Annotated in this window: 24 protein-coding genes; 10 read left to right on the plus strand and 14 right to left on the minus strand. The window is 44.0% G+C overall.

Annotation, left to right across the window (positions count from 1 at the left end):
• Nucleotides 1-172 precede the first annotated feature (172 nt).
• From glmM to rlmE, 4 genes are all read right to left on the minus strand, one after another.
• Complete coding sequence (gene glmM, locus WDV75_RS19920) at nucleotides 173-1,510, minus strand: phosphoglucosamine mutase (RefSeq protein ID WP_273559216.1); 1,338 nt, start codon at nucleotides 1,508-1,510, stop codon at nucleotides 173-175.
• Between the two features lie 116 nt (nucleotides 1,511-1,626).
• The gene (gene folP, locus WDV75_RS19925) at nucleotides 1,627-2,481 is read right to left on the minus strand and encodes a dihydropteroate synthase (protein WP_273559218.1); all 855 of its coding nucleotides are present in this window, start codon (nucleotides 2,479-2,481) and stop codon (nucleotides 1,627-1,629) included.
• A gap of 66 nt (nucleotides 2,482-2,547) precedes the next feature.
• Entirely contained in the window at nucleotides 2,548-4,467 is a 1,920-nt protein-coding gene (gene ftsH, locus WDV75_RS19930; RefSeq protein WP_189758674.1) for an ATP-dependent zinc metalloprotease FtsH, read from the minus strand.
• Nucleotides 4,468-4,515: 48 nt separating this feature from the next.
• On the minus strand, nucleotides 4,516-5,145 hold the full coding sequence (gene rlmE, locus WDV75_RS19935) for a 23S rRNA (uridine(2552)-2'-O)-methyltransferase RlmE (protein ID WP_273559221.1): 630 nt from the start codon (nucleotides 5,143-5,145) through the stop codon (nucleotides 4,516-4,518).
• Nucleotides 5,146-5,281: 136 nt separating this feature from the next.
• Between rlmE and yhbY the strand changes: the two genes are divergently transcribed.
• Complete coding sequence (gene yhbY, locus WDV75_RS19940) at nucleotides 5,282-5,575, plus strand: ribosome assembly RNA-binding protein YhbY (protein WP_038218890.1); 294 nt, start codon at nucleotides 5,282-5,284, stop codon at nucleotides 5,573-5,575.
• A 50-nt stretch (nucleotides 5,576-5,625) separates the two neighbouring features.
• On the opposite strand, the gene WDV75_RS19945 is transcribed toward yhbY, so the two are convergent.
• Both WDV75_RS19945 and greA read right to left on the minus strand, forming a co-directional pair.
• On the minus strand, nucleotides 5,626-5,763 hold the full coding sequence (locus WDV75_RS19945) for a hypothetical protein (RefSeq protein WP_338860371.1): 138 nt from the start codon (nucleotides 5,761-5,763) through the stop codon (nucleotides 5,626-5,628).
• A 6-nt stretch (nucleotides 5,764-5,769) separates the two neighbouring features.
• A complete protein-coding gene (greA, locus tag WDV75_RS19950; RefSeq protein ID WP_189758672.1) occupies nucleotides 5,770-6,246 on the minus strand; it encodes a transcription elongation factor GreA in 477 nt (158 codons plus the stop codon).
• Nucleotides 6,247-6,541: 295 nt separating this feature from the next.
• Here greA and dacB point away from each other — a divergent pair, with 295 nt between their 5' ends.
• Nucleotides 6,542-8,002, plus strand: coding sequence for a serine-type D-Ala-D-Ala carboxypeptidase (dacB, locus tag WDV75_RS19955; protein WP_273559225.1), 1,461 nt, complete (start codon nucleotides 6,542-6,544; stop codon nucleotides 8,000-8,002).
• Nucleotides 8,003-8,089: 87 nt separating this feature from the next.
• Here the strand turns inward: dacB and cgtA are convergent, their stop codons facing one another.
• From cgtA to rplU, 3 genes are all read right to left on the minus strand, one after another.
• Nucleotides 8,090-9,259, minus strand: a complete 1,170-nt coding sequence (gene cgtA / locus WDV75_RS19960) for an Obg family GTPase CgtA (RefSeq protein ID WP_189758670.1) — start codon at nucleotides 9,257-9,259, stop codon at nucleotides 8,090-8,092.
• Nucleotides 9,260-9,390: 131 nt separating this feature from the next.
• Nucleotides 9,391-9,648: a 50S ribosomal protein L27 gene (gene rpmA / locus WDV75_RS19965; RefSeq protein ID WP_011148617.1), complete on the minus strand. Its 258-nt coding sequence runs from the start codon at nucleotides 9,646-9,648 to the stop codon at nucleotides 9,391-9,393.
• Nucleotides 9,649-9,668: 20 nt separating this feature from the next.
• A complete protein-coding gene (gene rplU, locus WDV75_RS19970; protein WP_045968299.1) occupies nucleotides 9,669-9,977 on the minus strand; it encodes a 50S ribosomal protein L21 in 309 nt (102 codons plus the stop codon).
• 251 nt (nucleotides 9,978-10,228) lie between these two features.
• Between rplU and ispB the strand changes: the two genes are divergently transcribed.
• Nucleotides 10,229-11,200, plus strand: coding sequence for an octaprenyl diphosphate synthase (gene ispB / locus WDV75_RS19975; protein ID WP_273559232.1), 972 nt, complete (start codon nucleotides 10,229-10,231; stop codon nucleotides 11,198-11,200).
• Nucleotides 11,201-11,224: 24 nt separating this feature from the next.
• Here the strand turns inward: ispB and WDV75_RS19980 are convergent, their stop codons facing one another.
• Nucleotides 11,225-11,605 carry a DNA-binding protein gene (locus WDV75_RS19980; RefSeq protein WP_189758668.1) on the minus strand — a complete coding sequence of 127 codons (381 nt, stop codon included), beginning with the start codon at nucleotides 11,603-11,605 and terminating at the stop codon, nucleotides 11,225-11,227.
• A gap of 75 nt (nucleotides 11,606-11,680) precedes the next feature.
• On the minus strand, nucleotides 11,681-12,028 hold the full coding sequence (locus tag WDV75_RS19985; protein WP_189758667.1) for a DNA-binding protein: 348 nt from the start codon (nucleotides 12,026-12,028) through the stop codon (nucleotides 11,681-11,683).
• A gap of 187 nt (nucleotides 12,029-12,215) precedes the next feature.
• On the opposite strand from WDV75_RS19985, the gene WDV75_RS19990 reads away from it, so the two are divergent.
• Nucleotides 12,216-12,482: a helix-turn-helix domain-containing protein gene (locus WDV75_RS19990; RefSeq protein WP_099132640.1), complete on the plus strand. Its 267-nt coding sequence runs from the start codon at nucleotides 12,216-12,218 to the stop codon at nucleotides 12,480-12,482.
• Between the two features lie 110 nt (nucleotides 12,483-12,592).
• Here WDV75_RS19990 and mdh read toward each other — a convergent pair whose 3' ends face one another.
• Complete coding sequence (mdh, locus tag WDV75_RS19995; protein WP_273559237.1) at nucleotides 12,593-13,531, minus strand: malate dehydrogenase; 939 nt, start codon at nucleotides 13,529-13,531, stop codon at nucleotides 12,593-12,595.
• 406 nt (nucleotides 13,532-13,937) lie between these two features.
• Between mdh and argR the strand changes: the two genes are divergently transcribed.
• The 3 genes from argR to WDV75_RS20010 all read left to right on the plus strand — a co-directional run bounded on the left by argR (nucleotide 13,938) and on the right by WDV75_RS20010 (nucleotide 15,367).
• Nucleotides 13,938-14,408: a transcriptional regulator ArgR gene (gene argR, locus WDV75_RS20000; protein ID WP_047766260.1), complete on the plus strand. Its 471-nt coding sequence runs from the start codon at nucleotides 13,938-13,940 to the stop codon at nucleotides 14,406-14,408.
• Between the two features lie 253 nt (nucleotides 14,409-14,661).
• Nucleotides 14,662-14,922, plus strand: coding sequence for a type II toxin-antitoxin system RelE family toxin (locus WDV75_RS20005; protein WP_273559238.1), 261 nt, complete (start codon nucleotides 14,662-14,664; stop codon nucleotides 14,920-14,922).
• A gap of 70 nt (nucleotides 14,923-14,992) precedes the next feature.
• Nucleotides 14,993-15,367, plus strand: coding sequence for a helix-turn-helix domain-containing protein (locus WDV75_RS20010; protein WP_273559240.1), 375 nt, complete (start codon nucleotides 14,993-14,995; stop codon nucleotides 15,365-15,367).
• A 39-nt stretch (nucleotides 15,368-15,406) separates the two neighbouring features.
• Here the strand turns inward: WDV75_RS20010 and mpl are convergent, their stop codons facing one another.
• Complete coding sequence (mpl, locus tag WDV75_RS20015) at nucleotides 15,407-16,777, minus strand: UDP-N-acetylmuramate:L-alanyl-gamma-D-glutamyl-meso-diaminopimelate ligase (RefSeq protein WP_273559242.1); 1,371 nt, start codon at nucleotides 16,775-16,777, stop codon at nucleotides 15,407-15,409.
• A 184-nt stretch (nucleotides 16,778-16,961) separates the two neighbouring features.
• On the opposite strand from mpl, the gene fbp reads away from it, so the two are divergent.
• The 3 genes from fbp (at nucleotide 16,962) to ppa (ending at nucleotide 21,901) form a co-directional block, all read left to right on the plus strand.
• Nucleotides 16,962-17,966 carry a class 1 fructose-bisphosphatase gene (gene fbp / locus WDV75_RS20020; protein WP_273559244.1) on the plus strand — a complete coding sequence of 335 codons (1,005 nt, stop codon included), beginning with the start codon at nucleotides 16,962-16,964 and terminating at the stop codon, nucleotides 17,964-17,966.
• 95 nt (nucleotides 17,967-18,061) lie between these two features.
• Nucleotides 18,062-21,199 (plus strand): inverse autotransporter beta domain-containing protein, encoded by a 3,138-nt coding sequence (locus tag WDV75_RS20025; RefSeq protein ID WP_273559246.1) that lies wholly within the window; start codon nucleotides 18,062-18,064, stop codon nucleotides 21,197-21,199.
• A 171-nt stretch (nucleotides 21,200-21,370) separates the two neighbouring features.
• Nucleotides 21,371-21,901 (plus strand): inorganic diphosphatase, encoded by a 531-nt coding sequence (ppa, locus tag WDV75_RS20030; protein ID WP_189758662.1) that lies wholly within the window; start codon nucleotides 21,371-21,373, stop codon nucleotides 21,899-21,901.
• A gap of 67 nt (nucleotides 21,902-21,968) precedes the next feature.
• Here the strand turns inward: ppa and WDV75_RS20035 are convergent, their stop codons facing one another.
• A complete protein-coding gene (locus WDV75_RS20035; RefSeq protein WP_273559249.1) occupies nucleotides 21,969-22,316 on the minus strand; it encodes a gamma-glutamylcyclotransferase family protein in 348 nt (115 codons plus the stop codon).
• Nucleotides 22,317-22,318: the final 2 nt, after the last annotated feature.

The following is a 22,318-nucleotide window of genomic DNA, read 5'->3' on the forward strand; positions in this document are numbered from 1 at the left end:
ACCCGTTTCCTCGTGGTATTTACCACAATTTCATAGCGACCTTATGTTGCATCACCCGCTCACAAAATTAGAAAAATTAACTTATTGAGCGGGTGTGAATACTAACCAAAGCGTATCAGACACGCAAGATTAATTTTAAATCCTGGCGCTGTTCGAGTAAAAAATCAACAAATCAACCGATTTTTTTCACAGCATCAGCAATACGATGCGCCAATGCCGTGACTTGCTCTTCATCTTCACCTTCCACCATGACACGAATCAATGGTTCTGTACCTGATTTACGCAGCAGAACACGACCACGGCCATTTAATTCAGTCTCAACTGATTTTACGGTTTCAAGCACTGATTCTGATTGCAGAGGATCAGAATTACCTGCAAAGCGAACGTTAACCAAAATTTGTGGCAGAAGTTTCATGCCACTGCACAAATCATACAAGCTCATATTATTGCGTACCATTGCACTCAAGACTTGCAATCCAGCCACAATGCCATCTCCTGTTGTGGTTTTGTCTAGCAAAATCACATGGCCTGAATTTTCTGCGCCCAAACGCCAGCCTTTTTCCTGCAATTTTTCCAGCACATAACGGTCGCCAACTTTCGCACGTTCAAATGGAATACCAAGCTGTTTCAATGCCAACTCCAGCCCCATATTGCTCATCAACGTACCCACTGCACCACCACGTAGCTGACCTTGTCTCAATGCTTCACGTGCAATGATATAAAGGATCTGATCGCCATCAACTTTTTGCCCCAGATGATCAACCATGATGATACGGTCACCATCGCCATCAAATGCCAGCCCAACGTGCGCCTGTTCTTCCAGTACACGCTGTTGCAATAAACGAACATCTGTTGCACCACATTCTTCATTGATGTTGATGCCATTAGGCTCACAACCAATGGTAATAACCTCCGCTCCCAGCTCTCTGAGCACATTCGGAGCAATATGGTAGGTCGCACCATTGGCGCAATCCAAAACAATTTTCAACCCATTTAAACTTTGTTCACTAGGGAATGTCCCTTTGCAAAATTCAATGTAACGACCCGCTGCATCGACTATCCGATTTGCCCGACCTAACTCAGCAGATTCCACACAAGTCAGGGGTTTTTCCATTTCGGCTTCAATCGCTTCTTCAACATCATCCGGTAATTTAGTCCCGTCAATGGAGAAAAATTTAATGCCGTTATCATAGTAAGGGTTGTGGGAAGCAGAAATAACAATGCCAGCTTCTGCACGAAAAGTACGTGTCAGATATGCCACCGCAGGAGTGGGCATTGGGCCAGTAAAGGATGCCGATAATCCCGCAGCAGCCAATCCAGCTTCGAGGGCAGATTCCAACATATAACCTGAGATTCGGGTATCTTTACCAATGATGATTTTTCGAGAACCATGACGCGCCAGCACTTTTCCCGCAGCCCAACCAAGTTTCAGTACAAAGTCAGGAGTAATTGGGGTATTTCCCACTCTGCCACGGATACCGTCAGTACCAAAATATTTACGGTTACTCATAAATTTCTTTTTCCTTTGCTGAACGAATCTTTTGCTCTCAGCGTTTTTTGCTGACACCATGTTCTTTACAAACGATGTATTCTACAAACTCTGTATCCTATGAACATGTATTCTTTTCAGATACCGTATGCCGTACAGGTATTATTGGCAGACAGTGTTGCGTGAACGACTTGCATTGCCTGAACGGTTTCTTTTACATCGTGCACACGGATAATCTGGGCACCTTTCATCGCTGCAATCACAGCACAGGCAACACTTCCTGTCACACGCTCCTGTGGTGGTACATCAAGTAGTTGGCCAATCATGGATTTACGTGACATCCCTGCCAGAATAGGTAATCCCAAATGATGGAATTCTTGCAAGTGAGCCAATAACTGGTAATTATGCGATAAGTTCTTACCGAAACCGAAGCCAGGATCAAGGATCAGGTTGTTTTTTGCGATACCCGCCGCAACACAGCGTTCAATTTGCTGTATCAGGAAGGTTTTTACTTCCGAAACAACATCTTCATAGTGAGGTTCTGTTTGCATTGTGCGAGGTTGCCCCTGCATATGCATCAGACAAATCGGCAAGCCACTTTGGGCTGCCGCATCAAGTGCTCCAGGTTCCTGCAATGCACGGACGTCATTGATAATATGCGCTCCCGCCTTGGCTGATTCTCGCATAACAACAGCTTTTGAAGTGTCAACAGAAATCCAGGTATCAAATCGTTGTACCAGCGTCTCAATCACTGGAATAACACGATCCAATTCTTCCTGCTCACTTACCTCATTTGCTCCGGGACGAGTCGATTCTCCTCCCACATCAATAATAGTTGCCCCTTCTTTGATCATCCTGGCGGCATGCTCTAATGCTGCATTAAAAGTATTATGGGTTCCACCGTCAGAGAAGGAATCAGGGGTAACGTTTAAAATTCCCATCACTTGTGGGCAGGAAAGATCGAGGACGCTGCCTCTGGCTGTGAGTTTCATCGCTAAGTGCCTTAATGTCAAAACCCCAGGACAAGCCTGGGGTTTAATACAAGATTGTTAGCCACGTTATGCGGTTGGATTACCATCCGCAGGCTTTGAAGTTTGCTGCGGAGATGGCGTGTTATGACGGTTATTGCTATTACCGCCATTTTTATCACCTTCCCAGCCTGCTGGTGGACGTACTGTTGTACGATTCATCAGATCATCAATCTGTGGAGCATCAATAGTTTCATACTTCATCAATGCATCTTTCATTGAATGAAGAATGTCCAGATTATCCATCAGAATCTGACGAGCACGTACATAGTTACGATCGATGATAGCCTTCACTTCCTGATCGATTAAACGTGCGGTGTCTTCAGACATATGTTTTGCCTTAGCAACCGAACGACCGAGGAAAACTTCGCCCTCTTCTTCCGCATACAGCAACGGCCCCAGTTTTTCTGAAAAGCCCCACTGTGTCACCATGTTACGCGCAATAGAGGTCGCCACTTTAATATCGTTGGACGCACCAGTAGAAACATTATCTACTCCATAGATAATTTCTTCCGCTAATCGGCCACCGTATAGGGTTGAAATTTGGCTTTCCAACTTCTGGCGGCTTGCACTGATCTGATCGCCTTCAGGTAAGAAGAACGTCACACCCAACGCACGGCCACGCGGAATAATCGTCACTTTATGCACAGGATCGTGTTCTGGAACTAAGCGGCCAATAATAGCATGCCCTGCTTCATGGTATGCTGTGGCTTCTTTCTGTTCCTCCGTCATAACCATTGAACGACGCTCTGCACCCATCATGATCTTATCTTTGGCTTTTTCGAACTCAACCATAGAAACAACACGCTTGTTACCACGAGCGGCAAACAAGGCAGCTTCATTCACAAGGTTTGCCAAATCTGCGCCAGAGAAACCGGGTGTACCACGCGCAATGACCGATGCATCAATATCAGTATCCAGCGGAATGCGGCGCATATGAACTTTCAGGATTTGCTCACGGCCACGAACATCCGGCAGACCAACAACGACCTGACGGTCAAAACGGCCAGGGCGTAACAAAGCTGGATCGAGAACATCAGGACGGTTAGTCGCTGCGATAACAATAATGCCTTCGTTACCTTCAAAACCATCCATCTCAACCAACATTTGGTTCAGTGTCTGTTCACGTTCATCATGTCCACCACCCAAACCAGCACCACGCTGACGACCTACTGCATCAATTTCGTCAATAAAGATAATGCATGGCGCAGCTTTTTTCGCCTGTTCAAACATATCACGAACACGGGAAGCACCAACACCAACGAACATTTCAACAAAATCAGAACCAGAGATGGTGAAGAAAGGGACTTTCGCTTCACCAGCAATAGCTTTCGCCAGCAATGTCTTACCCGTACCTGGAGGACCAACCATCAGGATGCCTTTCGGGATCTTACCACCCAGTTTTTGGAAACGGCCTGGTTCACGCAGATACTCAACCAATTCGCCCACTTCTTCTTTTGCTTCATCACAACCCGCAACGTCGGCAAACGTGGTTTTGATCTGATCTTCCGTCAACATACGGGCTTTGCTTTTACCAAAAGACATCGCCCCTTTACCGCCACCGCCTTGCATTTGGCGCATAAAGAAGATCCAGACGCCAATGAGCAGTAACATTGGGAACCATGAAATAAAGAGGGTCGCCAACAGGCCTTGCTGTTCTGGTGGTTCACCAACAACTTTTACCTGCTTATTGAGTAGGGTATCCAGCAACTTTTCATCCTGAATTGGCATATAAGTGCTGTATTTTCCACTGTTGTCTTTCTTAGTGAAATCAATGTCACGACCCGAAATACGTACTTCGCTTACTTGATTCTGCGATATCTCATTGATGAAATTAGAGTAATCAACCCTACGACCACTGGAATCGCCGGGACCAAAACTCTGGAACAATAACATCAAGACAACTGCGATGACTAACCAGAGAATCAGGTTTTTCGCCATGTCACTCAAGGGATTAACCTCATATTACAACTGTGTTAACAAATAGTAGTCAGGGTACTACACTTTCCGCCCTGTCGCTACAATGTATACTTCACGTGATCGTGCCCGCGAAGATTCTGGTTTACGAACTTTTACCTTCGCAAAAAGGGAGCGTATTTCCCTCAGGTATTCATCAAAGCCCTCTCCCTGAAATACTTTGACAATAAAACTACCCCCAGGGGCCAGCACATCACGACACATATCCAACGCTAACTCAACCAGATACATGGATCGGGGAATATCGACCGCGGGGGTTCCACTCATATTAGGAGCCATATCCGACATGACGACCTGGACTTTATTATCACCAACTCTCTCAAGTAATGTTTTCAATACCAGCTCATCACGAAAATCTCCTTGCAGGAAATCGACTCCAACTATCGGATCCATTGGCAAGAGATCGCAAGCGATGACTCGCCCGCTATGACCAATCTGACTCACTACATACTGAGACCAACCACCTGGAGCAGCACCTAAATCAACAACGGTCATGCCCGGTTTAAAGATTTTGTCGCTTTGCTGTATCTCATCAAGTTTAAACCAAGCGCGAGAGCGAAGCCCTTTTTTCTGCGCCTGGAGAACATATTTATCACTAAAATGTTCCTGTAACCAGCGACTTGAGCTTGCTGAGCGTTTTTTATTGGCCATTGTTCTTTCCAACTCTACTAATAAAGGCACCCTATTTTTTTGCGCTCTCTTATCAAACCACACCACACTTTTATGGTGATAGATAAGAGATGGCGGTAGAATATATCGTTTTCAATCCCAACTAAGCAAAAAAACGATGACTCTTAACAAGAAACAAGTCCAATACCTGAAAAGTCTCGCTCATTCATTAAAGCCTGTCGTTATGATCGGCAACAATGGGTTAACCGAAGGTGTGTTGGCTGAAATCGAACAAACTCTTTCACATCACGAGCTTATCAAAGTCAAAGTTGCAGGCGAAGACCGTGAAATAAAAACTTTGATCGCTGAAGCGATTGTTCGTGAAACTGGTGCACATAACGTGCAGATCATTGGCAAAATGTTAGTTCTCTACCGTCCATCGGAAGAACGCAAGATTAGTCTACCTAAATAATCACGGCATATTTATACAAAAGTGCCATATTAATTTATACCCAATGAATTTCAAGTTGCGGCTTGCAAATCAATGTGATTGTTTATATCTCCCCGCTGCGCGGGGAGATAGTAAGACGCATCTTGAAAGATGATTGGTATATTTACCTTGATAAAAAAGGCCAAAAACTGGCCTTTTTCTTTGCTCATGGTGTATCAGATATAATCCACGTTCAAAACTTCGAATTCCACTTGACCGCCAGGCGTGGAGATGACAACAGCATCATCCACTTCTTTACCAATCAAACCACGGGCAATCGGTGAATTCACTGACAGAAGATTTTCTTTAATATTGGCTTCATCATCACCGACGATACGGTAGGTCTGCTCTTCATCGGAATCCAAGTTCAGTACCGTGACCGTTGCCCCAAAAATCACTCGGCCATTGTTGGTCATCTTCGTGACATCAATCACCTGTGCATTGGAAAGCTTAGCCTCAATTTCCTGAATACGGCCTTCGCAGAATCCCTGCTGCTCACGAGCGGCATGATATTCCGCGTTTTCTTTCAAATCACCGTGCTCACGCGCCTCAGCGATTGCGGCAATAATTTGAGGCCGACGTACATTTTTCAAATGTTCTAATTCTTCGCGCAATTTATCCGCGCCACGTACCGTCATCGGAATTTGTTTCATTTATTAAACCTCTAAATTAATCCTAAGCCCAAACAACATCTTCCTGATTCTTGTAATAACAGCACATTTTTTTAATAACAGCACAATGAGCACACCTTATCAGGCGGGCTTACAGATACTTGATAAAAAGAAGTGTAATTCAGCACAATCTGAAGTCCACAGGCATACTTACCTGCCAATCTATCATTCTAACGTAGAGTTGATGATGGATCATCGTTTACTTTTCCTTTGAATTATACCTTAGTATGATTAATACAAATATTCCTGGAATACATCACCTTCATATGCGGGATCTATGGCTCTTTTAAAAATGACCAGCAGAATAGCTTGTATGCTCAGCTTGAGTCTGAGTATTTTCAGTGCAAATGCCTCTTCTGATATTTCTTATATTGAGAAAAGTGCCCAGTATTTGCCTACGGGGACTCATTTTTCATTTATTGCCCAAACCGTTGGCGCAAAAAATCCCTTAGTTGATTATCACGGGCAACAAATGGCTTTACCTGCCAGTACGCAGAAAATTGTGACGGCATTAGCAGCGCTATTGCAGCTTGGTAAGGATTACCGTTTTACCACAACATTGGAAAGTAATGCTGATGTTTCAGAGGGTGTATTAAAAGGTAATCTAACGGCTCGCTTTGTCGGTGATCCCGTGCTGACACGTTCACAACTGCGCAATATGGTGGAATCCTTAAAACAATCTGGTATAAAACAGATTAATGGAGATCTTGTCATAGATATTTCGATTTTCTCCAGCCACGATAAAGCCCCAGGCTGGATATGGAACGATATGACCCAATGTTTCAGCGCCCCTCCATCAGCAGCCATCGTGGATAAGAACTGTTTTTCTGTTTCACTCTACAGCTCAGAACAACCTGGCGAACTGGCATCTGTCCGTGTCCCCTCTTTTTATCCTGTTAATGTACTGAGTGAAGTCAAAACCTTGGCTAAGGGTTCACCAGAAACGAAGTATTGTGAATTTGATGTTACATCGGGTGATTTGAATCGATATACCCTTACAGGTTGCCTGACACAACGTGACGAACCACTGCCATTGGCATTTGCTATCCAGAATGGGCCTAGCTATGCCGGTAAGATACTCAAGAATGAACTAAAAATTGCCGGTATTGAGTTAAAAGGCCATATCCGGCTCCAGTCAACGCCTAAGCAACCAGAAAAGATCCTCGCTGTAAATCAATCTGCACCACTAAATAAGATGCTCGAAATCATGTTGAAAAAATCAGATAACATGATTGCGGATACCCTCTTTCGTACCCTCGGCCACCGCTATTTTAACGTTCCAGGAACATGGCGGGCAGGTTCCGACGCAGTCCGCCAGATTCTGAAACAGAAAGCGGGTATTGATTTAGGCAATACTATCATGGTGGATGGTTCTGGCCTTTCACGCCACAATTTAATCGCTGCCACAACCATGATGGAAGTATTGCAATTTATTGCTCAGCACAATGATAAGTTGGACTTCATCTCTATGTTGCCCAAAGCGGGATATGATGGCACGCTGGCCTACCGTCCTGGTCTGCATGAATCGGGGCTTGATGGTAAAGTCTTTGCCAAAACGGGATCACTACAAGGAGTCTATAACCTTGCAGGGTTTATGACTGCCGCCAGTGGACAGCAAATTGCTTTTGTCCAGTTTGTCTCTGCATACTCCGTTCCTCCAGAAGATCAGCGAACCCGCCGTGTTCCATTATCGCGTTTTGAACACAATTTATATAAATCGTTATATCAAAGTCACTAAGTTGGCTCAGTTTTGGTAAGAAGAACTTGATCAAAAAAAGGGCGCCAAATATAGCGCCCTTTTTTATATTCAAATGGTTACGGAAGATTAACGTTTATAAATAAACTCAACGCCTTCGTCATCTTCTTCGTCCCAGTCATCATCCCAATCTTCGTCGTCAGATGCTTGCTGTAACTGCTCTTTATGGTAGTCATCCCACATAAACTCAACTTTTTCAGGTTGGGACTCTTCCGACGCTTCCATACTGCGAGGCTGCGCCTTCATGAACTCCATAATGTCCCAGCAAAGCTCTTTCACTCCCTGACGATTCACGGCTGAAATCATATAATAATCGCCTTCCCAACCCAGCTCATCAGCGATAGCTTTTGCCCGCTGCTTGGCTTCTTCTGGATCTGCAAGATCGACTTTGTTAAAAACCAACCAGCGTGGTTTTCCTGCCAGTTTTTCACTGTAATTATGCAGCTCTTTGATGATGATACGGGCGTTTTCAACCGGATCGGATTCATCGATCGGGAAGAGATCAATCAAATGCAGCAATACGCGGCAACGTTCCAAATGCTTCAAGAAACGAATACCCAATCCAGCGCCTTCTGATGCACCTTCAATCAGCCCAGGGATATCGGCAACGACAAAACTTTGCTCGTTATCCATACGCACAACGCCAAGGCTTGGCACCAAGGTTGTAAATGGATAATCAGCGACTTTCGGTTTTGCGGCCGATACAGCACGAATAAAGGTAGATTTGCCTGCATTTGGCATCCCCAGCATTCCCACATCAGCCAACAGCATCAGTTCCAACATCAGCTCACGGCTTTCTCCGGGCGTTCCCATCGTTCTTTGACGTGGGGCACGATTTACCGAAGATTTAAAACGGGTATTGCCAAGGCCGTGGAAACCCCCTTTGGCTACCATAAAACGCTGTTCATGGCGCAGCATATCCCCAAGCACTTCGCCCGTGGCAACATCACGTACACGAGTTCCGACCGGAACCTTAATCGTAATGTCCTGACCACGTTTACCCGTACAATCGCGGCTTTGTCCATTCTGGCCACGTTCAGCACGGAAGGATTTTTCAAAACGGTAATCAATCAGCGTATTGAGGTTTTCATCTGCCAGCAGGTAGACATCACCACCATCACCACCATCACCGCCGTCCGGCCCACCTTTTGGAATATATTTCTCACGACGGAAGCTGACGCAACCATTGCCACCATCTCCCGCTACAACCAGAATCCTGGCTTCATCTACAAATTTCATCACTTTTCTCCGTAGGATAGCCACTGTAAAGCTGGATGGCAGCTAGTACCCAGAGATGGCGTAATCCAAAATAATAAAAAGCCCCGCAACACACATTGCAGGGCTTCTGATTCGATCAAGATGCAAAAAACTTATTCAGCTTCGATGCTGATAAATTTACGGTTTTTTGGACCTTTAACTTCGAACTTAACTTTCCCGTCAGCTAATGCGAACAGGGTGTGGTCACGGCCACAACCTACGTTGTTGCCTGCGTGGAATTTAGTACCACGTTGACGAACGATGATGCTACCTGCCAAAACAGACTCACCACCAAAACGTTTTACACCCAGACGTTTGCTTTCAGAATCGCGACCGTTACGAGTCGAGCCGCCAGCCTTTTTGTGTGCCATTAATCTGCTCTCCTAAAATCTTAAGCGATGCCAGTGATTTTAACATCGGTGAACCACTGACGGTGGCCCTGCTGCTTACGGCTGTGTTTACGACGGCGAAACTTAACAATTTTAACTTTCTCGCCGCGACCGTGAGCTACAACTTCAGCTTTAACTTTAACGCCTTCAACTACTGGAGCGCCGATTTTGATATCTTCGCCGTTAGCGACCATCAGCACCTGGTCAAACTCAACAGTTTCACCTGTTGCGATGTCCAGCTTTTCCAAGCGAATTGTTTGGCCTTCGCTTACTCGGTGTTGTTTACCACCACTTTGGAAAACTGCGTACATATAAACTCCGCTTTCCGCGCACCCCCTAAAAATGCTTTCCAGAGCGCGCTATAAAATATTCACAATAGGGCGCGAATTCTACGCAAAAACCACCTGGAAGACAAGTGCAGAATTAGAACAGATGAGAAAAAAACAGAGTTTTTCAATTGTCATTTATTTGAACGGTTTTTCAAGTACAATCGATATATCTTGATATCTATTGATATGCTAATTAATGAGCACAGCTCTGAATCAGAGTCCAAAGCCAAAACATGAATTTAGAATCGATACTTAAACTCACCGCTGATGATATGGCAGCGGTTAATGAAACCATTCTTAACCAATTAAATTCTGACGTTGCGTTGATCAACCAACTTGGATATTACATCATCAGCGGCGGTGGCAAACGCATTCGACCAATGATTGCCATACTGGCAGGTAAAGCCCTTCATTGCCAAGACGAAAAATATATCAAAGTTGCTGCTTTGATTGAATTTATCCACACGGCAACGCTGTTGCATGATGATGTCGTTGATGAGTCTGACATGCGCCGTGGTAAGGCGACAGCCAATTCCATTTATGGCAACGCAGCCAGTGTCTTGGTGGGTGATTTTATCTATACGCGCTCATTTCAAATGATGACCGATCTCGACTCCATGCGCGTATTAAAATTGATGTCTGATGCCACTAATGTCATCGCTGAAGGTGAAGTCATGCAGTTGATGAATTGCAATGATCCTAATATTTCAGAAGATGACTATATGAGGGTCATTTACAGTAAAACCGCCCGCCTGTTTGAAGTTGCTGCGCATTCAGCCGCCATTCTCGCCAATGCTACTCCTGAACAAGAAATAGCACTACGTGATTATGGCCGTTATCTCGGCACTGCATTTCAATTAATTGATGATCTGCTGGATTATGACTCAGACAACAGTACGCTTGGTAAGAATACCGGAGATGACTTAAACGAAGGCAAACCTACATTGCCTCTTTTGCACGCCATGAATCACGGAACACCGGAACAATCCGCGTTGATCCGAAGTGCCATTGAACAAGGTAATGGCCGCCATTTGCTGGATACCGTTCTGGCAACGATGAAACAGTGTGGTTCACTTAAATACACCCGCCAACGGGCAGAAGAAGAAGCAGATAAGGCCATTTCAGCATTGCAGTCACTGGAAGACTCTCCATACAAGGCGGCCCTTGAGGGGTTGGCCCATGTCGCTGTACAGCGACTTTCCTAAAACTGAATCAGTGCCCCAGATCATTCAATCTAGGGCGCTATCTTTATTATCAAGATCATGAATACCGACATATTGGACAAGGCTGGCTAGTCCTTTTCTCAAAATAAATTTAACCATTCGTTCTCTTTCGGATTTGCTCAACTGGTAATAAGCCTCTACCCAGATCATAAATGGGTCTTGTCGCTTATTGCGGTAGTATTCGACTGAATTTTCACTGACTGTCAGTACATTCACGACTTCTTCGGGCAAGCTGTTAACATTATATTCGAGCGCTTTCCCCTGGACGCCACGCTTACGGCGTTGTTCCCAGCCCTCGCGTCTTGCCATCAGATTGACTCCTTGGGGAGACGATGGCAGCCCTGCGAGGCCGATGAGTTCTTTTGCAGAATACCACTCTTTTTTCATCTCTTTCTCCTCGCTTGATACTGGAGCAGTGACGAGAAAGCCAAATTTTAAGCACCTGGCTTTTCAAAAGCTGTCTCAAGTAGCTATGATTTTTTCCAAAAAACTTCTTATGCCATCTCGTAATATCACTTCGGTAATCACCTCCTTCTCTTCCTCGGTGAGTAAATTAAATGCACTTACCCAAATGGATAAAGGATCTTGTTTCTGAACCTGATATTCCGCCGGTGTTTCATGAAGCTCTAAAGCTTCTAACGTTGATTTGGGAAAACAAGAGTAATGGTATTCGATTGCTCTTCCCTGGACACCTGACCGTTTTTGCCTCAACCACTCTTCACGTTTTGCCCTGGCATTAACTCCTTGTGGTGATCTAGGTAACTCACCTACACCGGTCAACTCCATTGCCGTATACCACTCTTTTTTCATAATGTTTCTCTATTTTTGTAACCAAGTTCAAAAAAAAAGTTATTAAGAAAAAATTAGAAACATTTTTAGAAAAAATAATGTTATTTTATTTTCTTAATAACAGGTTCGTGTTCGTTATTAATTTCACATTAACGCTTTAGTTATACCACTAATGTGGCTTCTAATTTAATAGAAAAGGATTAAAAAAATGATTTCTATGAAATCGGATTGGCATCCTGCTGATATTATTGCCGCTTTACGCAAACGCGGAACGACGTTAGCTGCCGTTTCTCGTGCGGCGGGACTGAGTTCATCAACTTTGGCGAATACACTTTCTCGCCCGTGGCCCAAGGGAGAATGGATAATAGCGAATTACTTAGAACTACATCCGTCTGAAATATGGCCAAGCCGCTATTTCGATCCCCACACAGGAGAACTATTGGAAAGAAAAGTTAGAGAGAAAAAGAATAATTAGCTATCAATATAACTATTGAAAGAAAAACCGCTAGTTATTTCTAACTAGCGGTTTTAGTTATTTAATATATTTAACTTAATTCGTATATTAATAAATCATTAATAAATAAATTAGCCATTAATAAACTTTTCGCCTAATTCGATATCTTTCTTCAAAACATCCAGCATGTTATTCAATGCTTTCTGTTCGAAGTCACTCAATTTACCAATATCTAAACGTTCTTCGATACCATTTTTACCTAAGCGAACAGGCTGTGCAAAGAAACGGGCATATTTGCCATCACCTTCGACATAGCTGCACTCAACAACATGGCTTTCGCCTTGCAAGCCACGGATCAGCGACAGCCCCAAACGAGCCGCTGCTTGTCCCATAGACAATGTTGCAGAGCCGCCACCCGCTTTCGCTTCAACAACCTCAGTACCCGCATTCTGGATACGCTTGGTCAATGCTTCAACTTCTTCATCAGTGAAGCTAACATCAGGAATTTGCGACAACAGAGGCAGGATCGTTACACCAGAGTGCCCACCAATAACAGGAACTTCTATTTCTTCTACTTTCTTACCTTTCAGTTCAGCAACAAAGGTGTTGGAGCGAATGATATCCAGAGTTGTGACACCAAACAGGCGGTTCTTATCGTACACCCCTTCTTTTTTCAGTACCTCAGCGGCGATTGCTACCGTGGTATTGACTGGGTTGGTAATAATTCCAATTAATGCTTTTGGACAAGTTTTAGCAACCTGCTGAACCAGATTACGAATGATGCCCGCATTGATATTGAACAAATCGGAACGATCCATACCAGGCTTACGCGCCACACCTGCAGAAATTAACACGACATCTGCACCTACCAGTGCAGGAGTTGCATCTTCACCAGCAAAACCAGCGACTTTGACTTCCGTTGGGATATGGCTCAGATCGGTTGCCACGCCTGGAGTCACCGGAGCAATGTCATACAAGGAAAGTTCTGAACCTGAAGGAAGCTGGGTCTTGAGTAGAAGGGCAAGTGCCTGACCAATACCACCGGCTGCACCGAGAACTGCAACTTTCATCCTGATACTCCTTAAATTAAGTACTGTAAATACGATCTATTTGTATACACTATGTATTAAAAACACCATGCATTAAAAACAATCTGTTAACAGCCAGATTATCCACTTAATAGCCTGATGATGGAACACCAAAGTCGTTTTATTCTAAACAAAATGCTTATCTGTTAATGAGATAATGGACACTTTTTCAAGAATTATTTCAGCCGTATTCCTCATCAATTAATGGATTACCTTACTCTTCCCTTTCAGGCCAAACAATCCCCAAACATCACCATTTAATTAACAATACATTTACTCTGTTTAATCCACCAATTCTCTGTATGTTGGTTTATTCTTCTCTTTCTTGAATAAAAATGCACTCTTTCGCATAATGTCCGCCTGATAACGGATTCTACGATGGTGAAATATGCGTGTTCCTTCGAAACAGGAAGATTTGGTAAAAGCTTTCAAGGCATTATTGAAAGAAGAAAAATTCAGCTCTCAAGGCGAAATTGTTTCGGCACTTCAAGAGCAAGGGTTTGAAAATATCAACCAATCTAAAGTTTCCAGAATGCTGACGAAATTTGGTGCTGTCCGAACCCGTAATGCAAAAATGGAAATGGTTTACTGCTTACCCGCAGAATTGGGTGTTCCTACTGCCACCAGCCCATTAAAAAATCTGGTATTAGATGTCGATTATAATCACAGCATTGTCGTCATACGAACCAGCCCTGGCGCAGCACAACTCATTGCCCGACTATTAGATTCATTGGGAAAAGCAGAAGGGATCCTTGGCAGCATTGCAGGGGATGACACTATTTTTTCCACCCCAGCGCAAAACTTTACGACAAAACAACTTTACGAAGCGATTCTCCACCTGTTTGAACAGGAGCTTTAATCTTGTGGGTCGGTCTGCCATGCCAATTAAGATATACAATTAGCAGACCGAATCTTAGCACCTTTCCTCGCCTTAAAGGGCAAATACGACATGCCCCACCGCTAAAATGTTACGGTAAGAATGACATTTTAAGATTAGCCACCAAAATCTTATATTAATACTTATATTCATAGTAACCCATTGACAATATAAGCCTTAACTCTTATATTTTAAATATCCTGAAAATGGTGATGTGCTTTAAATAGGGGAAATAATGGTCAAAGTGATTTGGTCTAAAGCAGCAACCAAGCAGCTAATCAGGATCGTCACGAGATACCAGAAGGTGATAAAAAACAAAATTAGTTTACTTACTGGTTACCCATTCGTCGATTTGGATATTAAAAAATTAACGGGAACAGAAGCTAAATACAGATTAAGAGTAGGTGACTACCGAATTTTGTTTGAGCTTTCTGACCAAGAACCGAAGATTTTAGAAGTGCAGGAAATTAAGCGAAGACAAACAAATACATATTGACCAGCATAGCGGGTATACCACCAGCTTTTTCCACTATTCACGTAAGGGTCAATACAATATCGGAGATAATATGGCTGGTATTCAGTTTATTACAGATGAGAACGGCAACAAGCAGGCTGTAGTGCTTCCTATTGAAGAATATGAACGTTTACTTGCAGCGGTGGATCGTGATGAAGATTATGTCAGCATCCCTTACACCAAAGACGTTAATGACGATGAAACCATTCCACATGAAGTCATTAGCATCATGGTTGATGAAGAAATCACACTTCATGCAGCATGGCGTATATATCGAGGTTTATCACAGACAGAAGTGGCTGAAAAGCTGGGAATAAAGCAAGCGGCAGTCTCTCAATTTGAAAAATCAGAACGACCACGCCAGGCAACGTTGGAAAAATTGGCGACGCTCTATGAATGTAGACCTACACAATTAACTTTAGATTAAAATCAACGGGCCGCTTAATGCGGCCTTTTCATATGGATGCTACGCTACACTTACTTTTTGCGCTAATGCAGCCAGTAGTTTTTCGTGAATACCACCAAATCCACCATTACTCATCAGCAGAATATGGTCACCGGACTGTGCCGTTTCTACTATCATCCTAACTAAAGTATCAATATCCGCACTCCAACGGGCAGGCTGGACGCACTGTTCAGCAATTTCAACAACCTGCCACGGAATATTGGTGGGTTGATAGAGGAAAACTTCATCGGCGCGTCCCAAAGAAGGAGCAATGTCATTTTTGCTCATGCCCATTTTCATGGTATTCGAACGCGGTTCCAGCACGGCAAGAATGCGAGCCACGCCACCCACTTTACTTCTCAATGCTTCTAGTGTGGCTAAGATAGCCGTTGGATGATGGGCAAAATCATCATACACTGAGATACCATTAACTTCACCGCGCAATTCAAGGCGACGACGGGCATTAATAAATTTGCCAAGTGCCTGACAGGCATCCGCAGGTTGAACGCCTACATGATGAGCAGCCGCAATTGCGATCAAACCATTATGCATATTATGTTCACCGACTAATGACCACTTCACCTCCCCAACCTGCTCACCCTGATGGAATACCTGATAGTGGCTGCTATCCTGGCTGGCTTTCTTCGCTTGCCAGTGACCACTTTCTCCGATCTGTTCCAATTCACTCCAATATCCCATTGAGAGCACTTGCTTCAAATTAATATCATTATCAGGAACAATGATCTTACCGGTACTCGGCACAACCCTGACGAGATGGTGGAACTGTTTTTGAATCGCGCCCAAATTTTCGAAAATGTCGGCATGATCAAACTCAAGATTGTTCATGACCAATGTACGGGGGCTGTAATGGACAAATTTCGAACGCTTATCAAAGAAAGCACTGTCGTATTCATCCGCTTCAATCACAAAAAATGGGCTTTCACCAATGTGTGCTGAAACGTCAAAATTCCCTGGCACGCCACCGATCAGAAACCCGGGTTTATAGCCACACTCTTCCAATATCCAGGCTACCATACCTGCTGTCGTTGTTTTGCCGTGAGTTCCCGCGACTGCCAATACCCAACGCTCCGGCAATATATGATCATGCAGCCATTGCGGGCCAGAGGTATAAGGAATACCACGATCTAACACGGCTTCTACGCAGGGATTGCCACGTGTCATGGCATTACCAATGATCACCATATCTGGAGCAGGCTCAAGCTGTGCCGGATCGTACCCCTGGATCAGCACAATGCCCTGTTTTTCCAGCAAAGTGCTCATTGGGGGATAGACATTGGCATCAGAGCCGGTCACTTCATGGCCCTGTGCGCGAGCGAGGATCGCCAGCCCACCCATGAAAGTACCGCAAATGCCAAGAATATGAATACGCATTTATTTCTACCTGATTCATGAACTGTATCACTATTCTACCCCTCAAATCAGAGATTAAAAATGCAATAGCCTATGAATCATCGGATTCTTTAGCTAAACTGCCCACGCCTAAGTGCGGCACATAAGTGCGACACATCAGTGAAGCACGCTTCCTAAAACCACAACCAAATTCAAGGCCTTTGTCATGAAAACATTGGGCGAATTCATCGTCGAAAAGCAGCAAGATTTTCCGCATGCTACAGGTGAACTGACTGCACTACTGTCTGCCATCAAGTTAGGTGCCAAAATTATCCATAGGGATATCAATAAAGCCGGTCTGGTGGATATTTTAGGCACAAGTGGCGTATCTAATGTTCAGGGTGAAGTCCAGATGAAACTGGATTTGTATGCCAATGAAAAACTCAAGGCAGCACTGAAAGCACGCGGCGAAGTTGCAGGCATTGCTTCCGAAGAGGAAGACGACATCGTTATTTTTGATGGCGACCGAGCAGAAAATGCGAAGTATGTTGTTTTGATGGACCCACTGGATGGTTCTTCGAATATTGATGTAAACGTTTCCGTCGGGACTATTTTCTCAATTTATCACCGAATTACCCCGATCGGCCAGCCTGTCACCGAAGAGGATTTCCTGCAACCCGGTAATCGTCAGGTTGCAGCCGGTTATGTGGTTTATGGTTCATCCACAATGCTGGTTTACACGACAGGTTGTGGTGTCCATACTTTTACTTATGATCCTTCCCTTGGTGTATTCTGTCTGACCCATGAAAAAGTCCAATTCCCGGAAAAGGGCAATATGTACTCTATCAATGAAGGAAACTACATCAAGTTTCCGATGGGTGTGAAAAAATACATCAAATATTGTCAGGAACAAGACGAAGCAACCCAGCGCCCTTATACAACTCGTTATATCGGTTCTCTGGTTGCTGATTTCCACCGCAATCTGTTAAAAGGCGGTATTTATATCTACCCAAGTACGGCAAGCCACCCAACGGGTAAACTCCGCTTACTTTATGAATGTAACCCAATCGCATTTCTGGCTGAACAAGCCGGTGGCAAAGCCAGCGATGGCGCAAACCGTATTCTGGATATCGTGCCAAATAAGCTGCACCAACGCGTACCTTTTTTTGTCGGCACCAAATCTATGGTAGAAAAAGCCGAAAGTTTTATGGCCGAATTTCCTGAACAATAAGTAGTATGATTGAGCCATTAACCATATACGCATTAAACTTAAAGTTGCAATTTATACCCAATGAATTTCAAATTGCAGCTTGCAAATCAATGTGATTGTTTATATCTCTCCGCTACGTTACGCGGGGAGATATAAGGCGCATATTTTCAGCGGGTGAAAAGATTCAAGAGAATAGAATACCCTTACAAGAGTCAGAAAATGAAAGGTACGCCAATCAGGCGCGGGATAAGCAAGCTATTCTTGATGCGGAAGCCGGTGTCATCGCACAAAATATCCACAGGGTGAGTAATATTTTATCCTCTTCCCCATCACAATTAACCGAACAAGCAAAATCCTACGCTTTGGGGAAAATTAATGGTGCAATATCCACGGAAACACAAAAATGGTTATCCCGATTTGGTACAGGCAGGATTAATCTCTCCATCGATAAAAAAGGAAAACTGGATAGCAGCGCTTTGGATTTGCTGTTACCTCTCTATGACAATAAAGCGGATTGGCTATTTTTCTCTCAGGTAGGTTATCGCCGTCACGATAGCCGCAATACCCTAAACCTCGGTCTTGGTGGACGTTATTTCACGCCTGATTGGATGTATGGCTTAAATACTTTCTTTGACAATGATTTTACGGGACAGCATCAACGGTTAGGTGTTGGGGGAGAAATCTGGACTGATTACGTTAAATTATCTGCCAATACTTACTGGCGCGTGAGCAAATGGCGTGATTCTCCCAAAGAACTGGACTATGAAGAACGACCAGCTAACGGCTACGATATTAATGGTGAATTTTTCTTACCCGCCTATCCAAACCTTGGGGGCAAGTTGAGTTATGAACAATACTTCGGCGATAACGTCGCCCTATTTAATCGGAAAACCAGACAGAAAAACCCTAATCTTGCTCGAATTGGACTGAATTATACCCCGATTCCACTGATGACAATGGGCGTCGATTATAAGTTCGGCAGCAGTGGACACAGTGAAGGACTCTTCCTGGCCAATTTAAATTACCATTTTGGTATACCTTTTGCTGATCAAATTTCACCAAGTCATGTTGCAGCTATGCGCACACTGATGGGCAGTCGTTATGATTTGGTGACAAGAAACAACAACATCGTATTGGATTACAGGAAAAAGCCGGTGTTCAGCCTGGTCTTGCCAAATACCTTAAGCGGATACAGTGCCCAACATGTCCAAATCACGCCGAATATTACCGCTGAGGACAAACTGAAAAAATTATCATGGCAGGCTAACGAAGAGTTCCGTAAAAACGGGGGAACTATCATCCCTCATGGTAAATCTGTTGAACTAGACTTGCCGAAATATTCGGTTAAGGGAATAAACAGCTATACCCTGTCTGCGACTTCTGAAATAGCGGGCAGCAATAAGCCTATGACATCTTATATGAATGTGGTTGTTGAACCTTTTACCATTAAAGAACAAAGCATCAAACCCAGTGGCACAGGCCCTGTGATTTCCAATGGCAAACCGGCTTATGATCTGGCAGCAACCATCACCTATGGCAATAAAAACAATCCGCCAATTAAAAACAAGGCAATACCGAAAGTACAATGGAGCATCGAGCCAGCAGATAAACATGCAACATTAATTTGGGACTCAGCAGGCATGACCAATGATGCAGGCCAGTTAACTGCAACGTTGAGCAGCACTCAGCCCCTAGATCCGAAAACAAAGATCTATCTGTCAATGGATGATCAACCCAAATGGGAGATAAAAAGCGACAAGCCTCTGAATTTCACCAATCTTGGTGATGCCATTCTAGCCAAAAATTTTGTATTTGATCAAAAAGCGCCTTATGAGGCAATGGAACACAAGCCAATCACTGTGACTGCGGCTGTGTTCGATCTCAATGGCAACCCAATCAACAAAAAAATAGACATGAACTTACAATGGAGTGTCGAGCCTACTGATATACCGGGATTATCTGTCAGGCCCGCTCCCGGCTATGAGAACTCCTCTGATCAAGATGGTAATATTAAGGCGATTGTGACCGGTACCCAAAGCGTGAAAGGTGTTAAAGTTGGGGTATTGATTAATGAGCAACGTCAAAGCTTCTCTGAACCATTCGATTTTGTCACACCAAAAAGCCTGAAGTTTGCATTCGGTGTAATATCGCAGTCACCTGCGGGGCCATTAACCGCTAACGGAAAGGAACGCTATACTTATAAGGTGCCAGTTATCGATGTAGACAGCAAACTTCCTTTGAAGAATCAGTCTCTTGGCAAACTGGCCGTGGAACTATTGAGTGCTGAACAGCAAGATTATGTATTTCCAGATAAAACTAAGATTGAGGTTCCTGCAAATCCAATCACCGATGCTGACGGTTATGTGACTCTCTCGATGACAAGCCAAGTCGCTATGGATGGTCTTTATTTTAACCTGTCCCCAGATCCATCCAGCGGCAATGTGGCAGATAGCATACAATCCGAACCGGTAAATTTCGATCCTATTCCAGTGCCGGTGGGAATTTTTATGGGTACGAAAGTCTCAAACAACAAGAAATATATTCAGGAGCAGGGAAGGCCGTATAACGTCCATGGAGATCTCGTCATTCAACTGACGCAAGATGGAAAAAACAATTTGTTTACGGACTATAACTTTCCTGACGGCGAGGGTAACCTTATCAATCCAGTCACCTTCAAATCTTCCAATCCTAAATTGGTGAGCGTAGATACCGATCCAAGTGGTAACGGAAATATCACATTCTCCGAAAAACATTTCTCCAATGAGAGCTGGCCGGTAACAGTGACACTCATCAAAAAGACTGATCAGGGTATCAAGTACGGTTATTACTATACTTTCAACCCACGAAAATACATACTTTTCGCCGATAACGAGCCAACTGTTGATTTGAGTCAGAATGATGTCTGTCCGCAGGTGCAATGGAACCAAAACCGTCTCAATGGCCAGATAGCACATGATCCGAATGTGTTTGATATAGGAGCCACTCCGCAAACGACCACACCGACTTCACTAAGTCATGAATATGACAAAGAGCATTTCCCTGACTTTGGACTTCAACATCTTAGTCAAAACATGGTGGGGACAACTATATTAAGAACATTTATTCCGGGAGATAAATCCACACAATATACAAAAGTGATGTATGGATATGACTATCTTACCAGGAAAGGTAAAAAGGCAACTGAATATGCACCCAAACAGCCGTCGATACCCATGTGTGTAATACGCGTTGATGGTTATGGCGAAATTCCTTAAATTAAACTACGGCTAATCTAAAATAAGCGCAGACTCAATTAGGGTTGGGTCTGTGCTTTTTTATTAGGCGCTTAAGCCACGCCAGCAGCCGAAAAATCCGAGGAATTTTGGCCTGCTTTGGCTATAATACCTCGCACTCCATTTTGGTTTAAAATTGAAGGAAACCGTTTTATGAGCCTGAATAATGTACCGGCTGGCAAAGAGCTACCTGAAGATATCTATGTCATCATTGAGATCCCAGCGAATGCAGATCCTATCAAATATGAAGTAGACAAAGAGTCTGGTGCCTTGTTTGTAGACCGTTTCATGTCAAGTGCAATGTTCTACCCATGTAACTACGGCTACATCAACAATACCCTGTCTCTCGATGGTGATCCCGTTGACGTATTGGTGCCAACACCATACCCATTGCAGCCAGGTTCTGTTATCCGCTGCCGTCCGGTTGGTGTCCTGAAAATGACTGACGAATCCGGTGAAGATGCAAAACTGGTCGCTGTTCCTCATACCAAACTGAGCAAAGAATATGATCACATCAAAGATGTGAACGATCTGCCAGAACTGCTGCGTGCCCAAATCACTCACTTCTTCGAGCACTACAAAGATCTGGAAAAAGGTAAGTGGGTCAAAGTTGATGGCTGGGATAATGTTGAAGCCGCTAAGGCCGAGATCCTGTCTTCTTTCGAACGCGCTACGAAAAAATAATCCTGACAGGTAGTAACAAAAAAACCTCTGTCCTTAATCGGGACAGAGGTTTTTGTTTACCTCTAATTTACTCTTCTTCGTGGCGTTTCAACCAGTCACCACAGGTTATCCGATGCAATCCGTCAACAGGCAATTTATAGAGGTAGATCCATGCCTTACCATACGGTGTTTCAATCAGTTCCCTTTCATACTCCTGAGCGTTTTTTTTCAACTCATCCAATTCTGTCAGGATGGATGGCGTAATACGATAAACTTCACATTCGATTGTTCCTTCACCACGGATAACCGCCGGATAGTGCCCCAGATCATAAATTTCATAACCTTCTAATCTGTGTTCTCCCAACAATTGGGCATCCGTCATCCAGTGATGATTGCCTTGTTTTCGCCTCAGGCTACCATAAACAATAACTCGCATCT

It is taken from the genome of Xenorhabdus griffiniae (assembly GCF_037265215.1).
Taxonomy (GTDB): Bacteria; Pseudomonadota; Gammaproteobacteria; order Enterobacterales; family Enterobacteriaceae; genus Xenorhabdus; species Xenorhabdus griffiniae.

Coding starts and splice junctions, on each gene's coding strand:
- glmM (WP_273559216.1), bottom strand. CDS start 1,510: ATGAGTAACCGTAAATATTTTGGTACTGACGGTATCCGTGGCAGAGTG.
- folP (WP_273559218.1), bottom strand. CDS start 2,481: ATGAAACTCACAGCCAGAGGCAGCGTCCTCGATCTTTCCTGCCCACAA.
- rlmE (WP_273559221.1), bottom strand. CDS start 5,145: ATGGCCAATAAAAAACGCTCAGCAAGCTCAAGTCGCTGGTTACAGGAA.
- yhbY (WP_038218890.1), top strand. CDS start 5,282: ATGACTCTTAACAAGAAACAAGTCCAATACCTGAAAAGTCTCGCTCAT.
- WDV75_RS19945 (WP_338860371.1), bottom strand. CDS start 5,763: ATGAGCAAAGAAAAAGGCCAGTTTTTGGCCTTTTTTATCAAGGTAAAT.
- greA (WP_189758672.1), bottom strand. CDS start 6,246: ATGAAACAAATTCCGATGACGGTACGTGGCGCGGATAAATTGCGCGAA.
- dacB (WP_273559225.1), top strand. CDS start 6,542: ATGGCTCTTTTAAAAATGACCAGCAGAATAGCTTGTATGCTCAGCTTG.
- cgtA (WP_189758670.1), bottom strand. CDS start 9,259: ATGAAATTTGTAGATGAAGCCAGGATTCTGGTTGTAGCGGGAGATGGT.
- rpmA (WP_011148617.1), bottom strand. CDS start 9,648: ATGGCACACAAAAAGGCTGGCGGCTCGACTCGTAACGGTCGCGATTCT.
- rplU (WP_045968299.1), bottom strand. CDS start 9,977: ATGTACGCAGTTTTCCAAAGTGGTGGTAAACAACACCGAGTAAGCGAA.
- ispB (WP_273559232.1), top strand. CDS start 10,229: ATGAATTTAGAATCGATACTTAAACTCACCGCTGATGATATGGCAGCG.
- WDV75_RS19980 (WP_189758668.1), bottom strand. CDS start 11,605: ATGAAAAAAGAGTGGTATTCTGCAAAAGAACTCATCGGCCTCGCAGGG.
- WDV75_RS19985 (WP_189758667.1), bottom strand. CDS start 12,028: ATGAAAAAAGAGTGGTATACGGCAATGGAGTTGACCGGTGTAGGTGAG.
- WDV75_RS19990 (WP_099132640.1), top strand. CDS start 12,216: ATGATTTCTATGAAATCGGATTGGCATCCTGCTGATATTATTGCCGCT.
- mdh (WP_273559237.1), bottom strand. CDS start 13,531: ATGAAAGTTGCAGTTCTCGGTGCAGCCGGTGGTATTGGTCAGGCACTT.
- argR (WP_047766260.1), top strand. CDS start 13,938: ATGCGTGTTCCTTCGAAACAGGAAGATTTGGTAAAAGCTTTCAAGGCA.
- WDV75_RS20005 (WP_273559238.1), top strand. CDS start 14,662: ATGGTCAAAGTGATTTGGTCTAAAGCAGCAACCAAGCAGCTAATCAGG.
- WDV75_RS20010 (WP_273559240.1), top strand. CDS start 14,993: ATGGCTGGTATTCAGTTTATTACAGATGAGAACGGCAACAAGCAGGCT.
- mpl (WP_273559242.1), bottom strand. CDS start 16,777: ATGCGTATTCATATTCTTGGCATTTGCGGTACTTTCATGGGTGGGCTG.
- fbp (WP_273559244.1), top strand. CDS start 16,962: ATGAAAACATTGGGCGAATTCATCGTCGAAAAGCAGCAAGATTTTCCG.
- ppa (WP_189758662.1), top strand. CDS start 21,371: ATGAGCCTGAATAATGTACCGGCTGGCAAAGAGCTACCTGAAGATATC.
- WDV75_RS20035 (WP_273559249.1), bottom strand. CDS start 22,316: ATGCGAGTTATTGTTTATGGTAGCCTGAGGCGAAAACAAGGCAATCAT.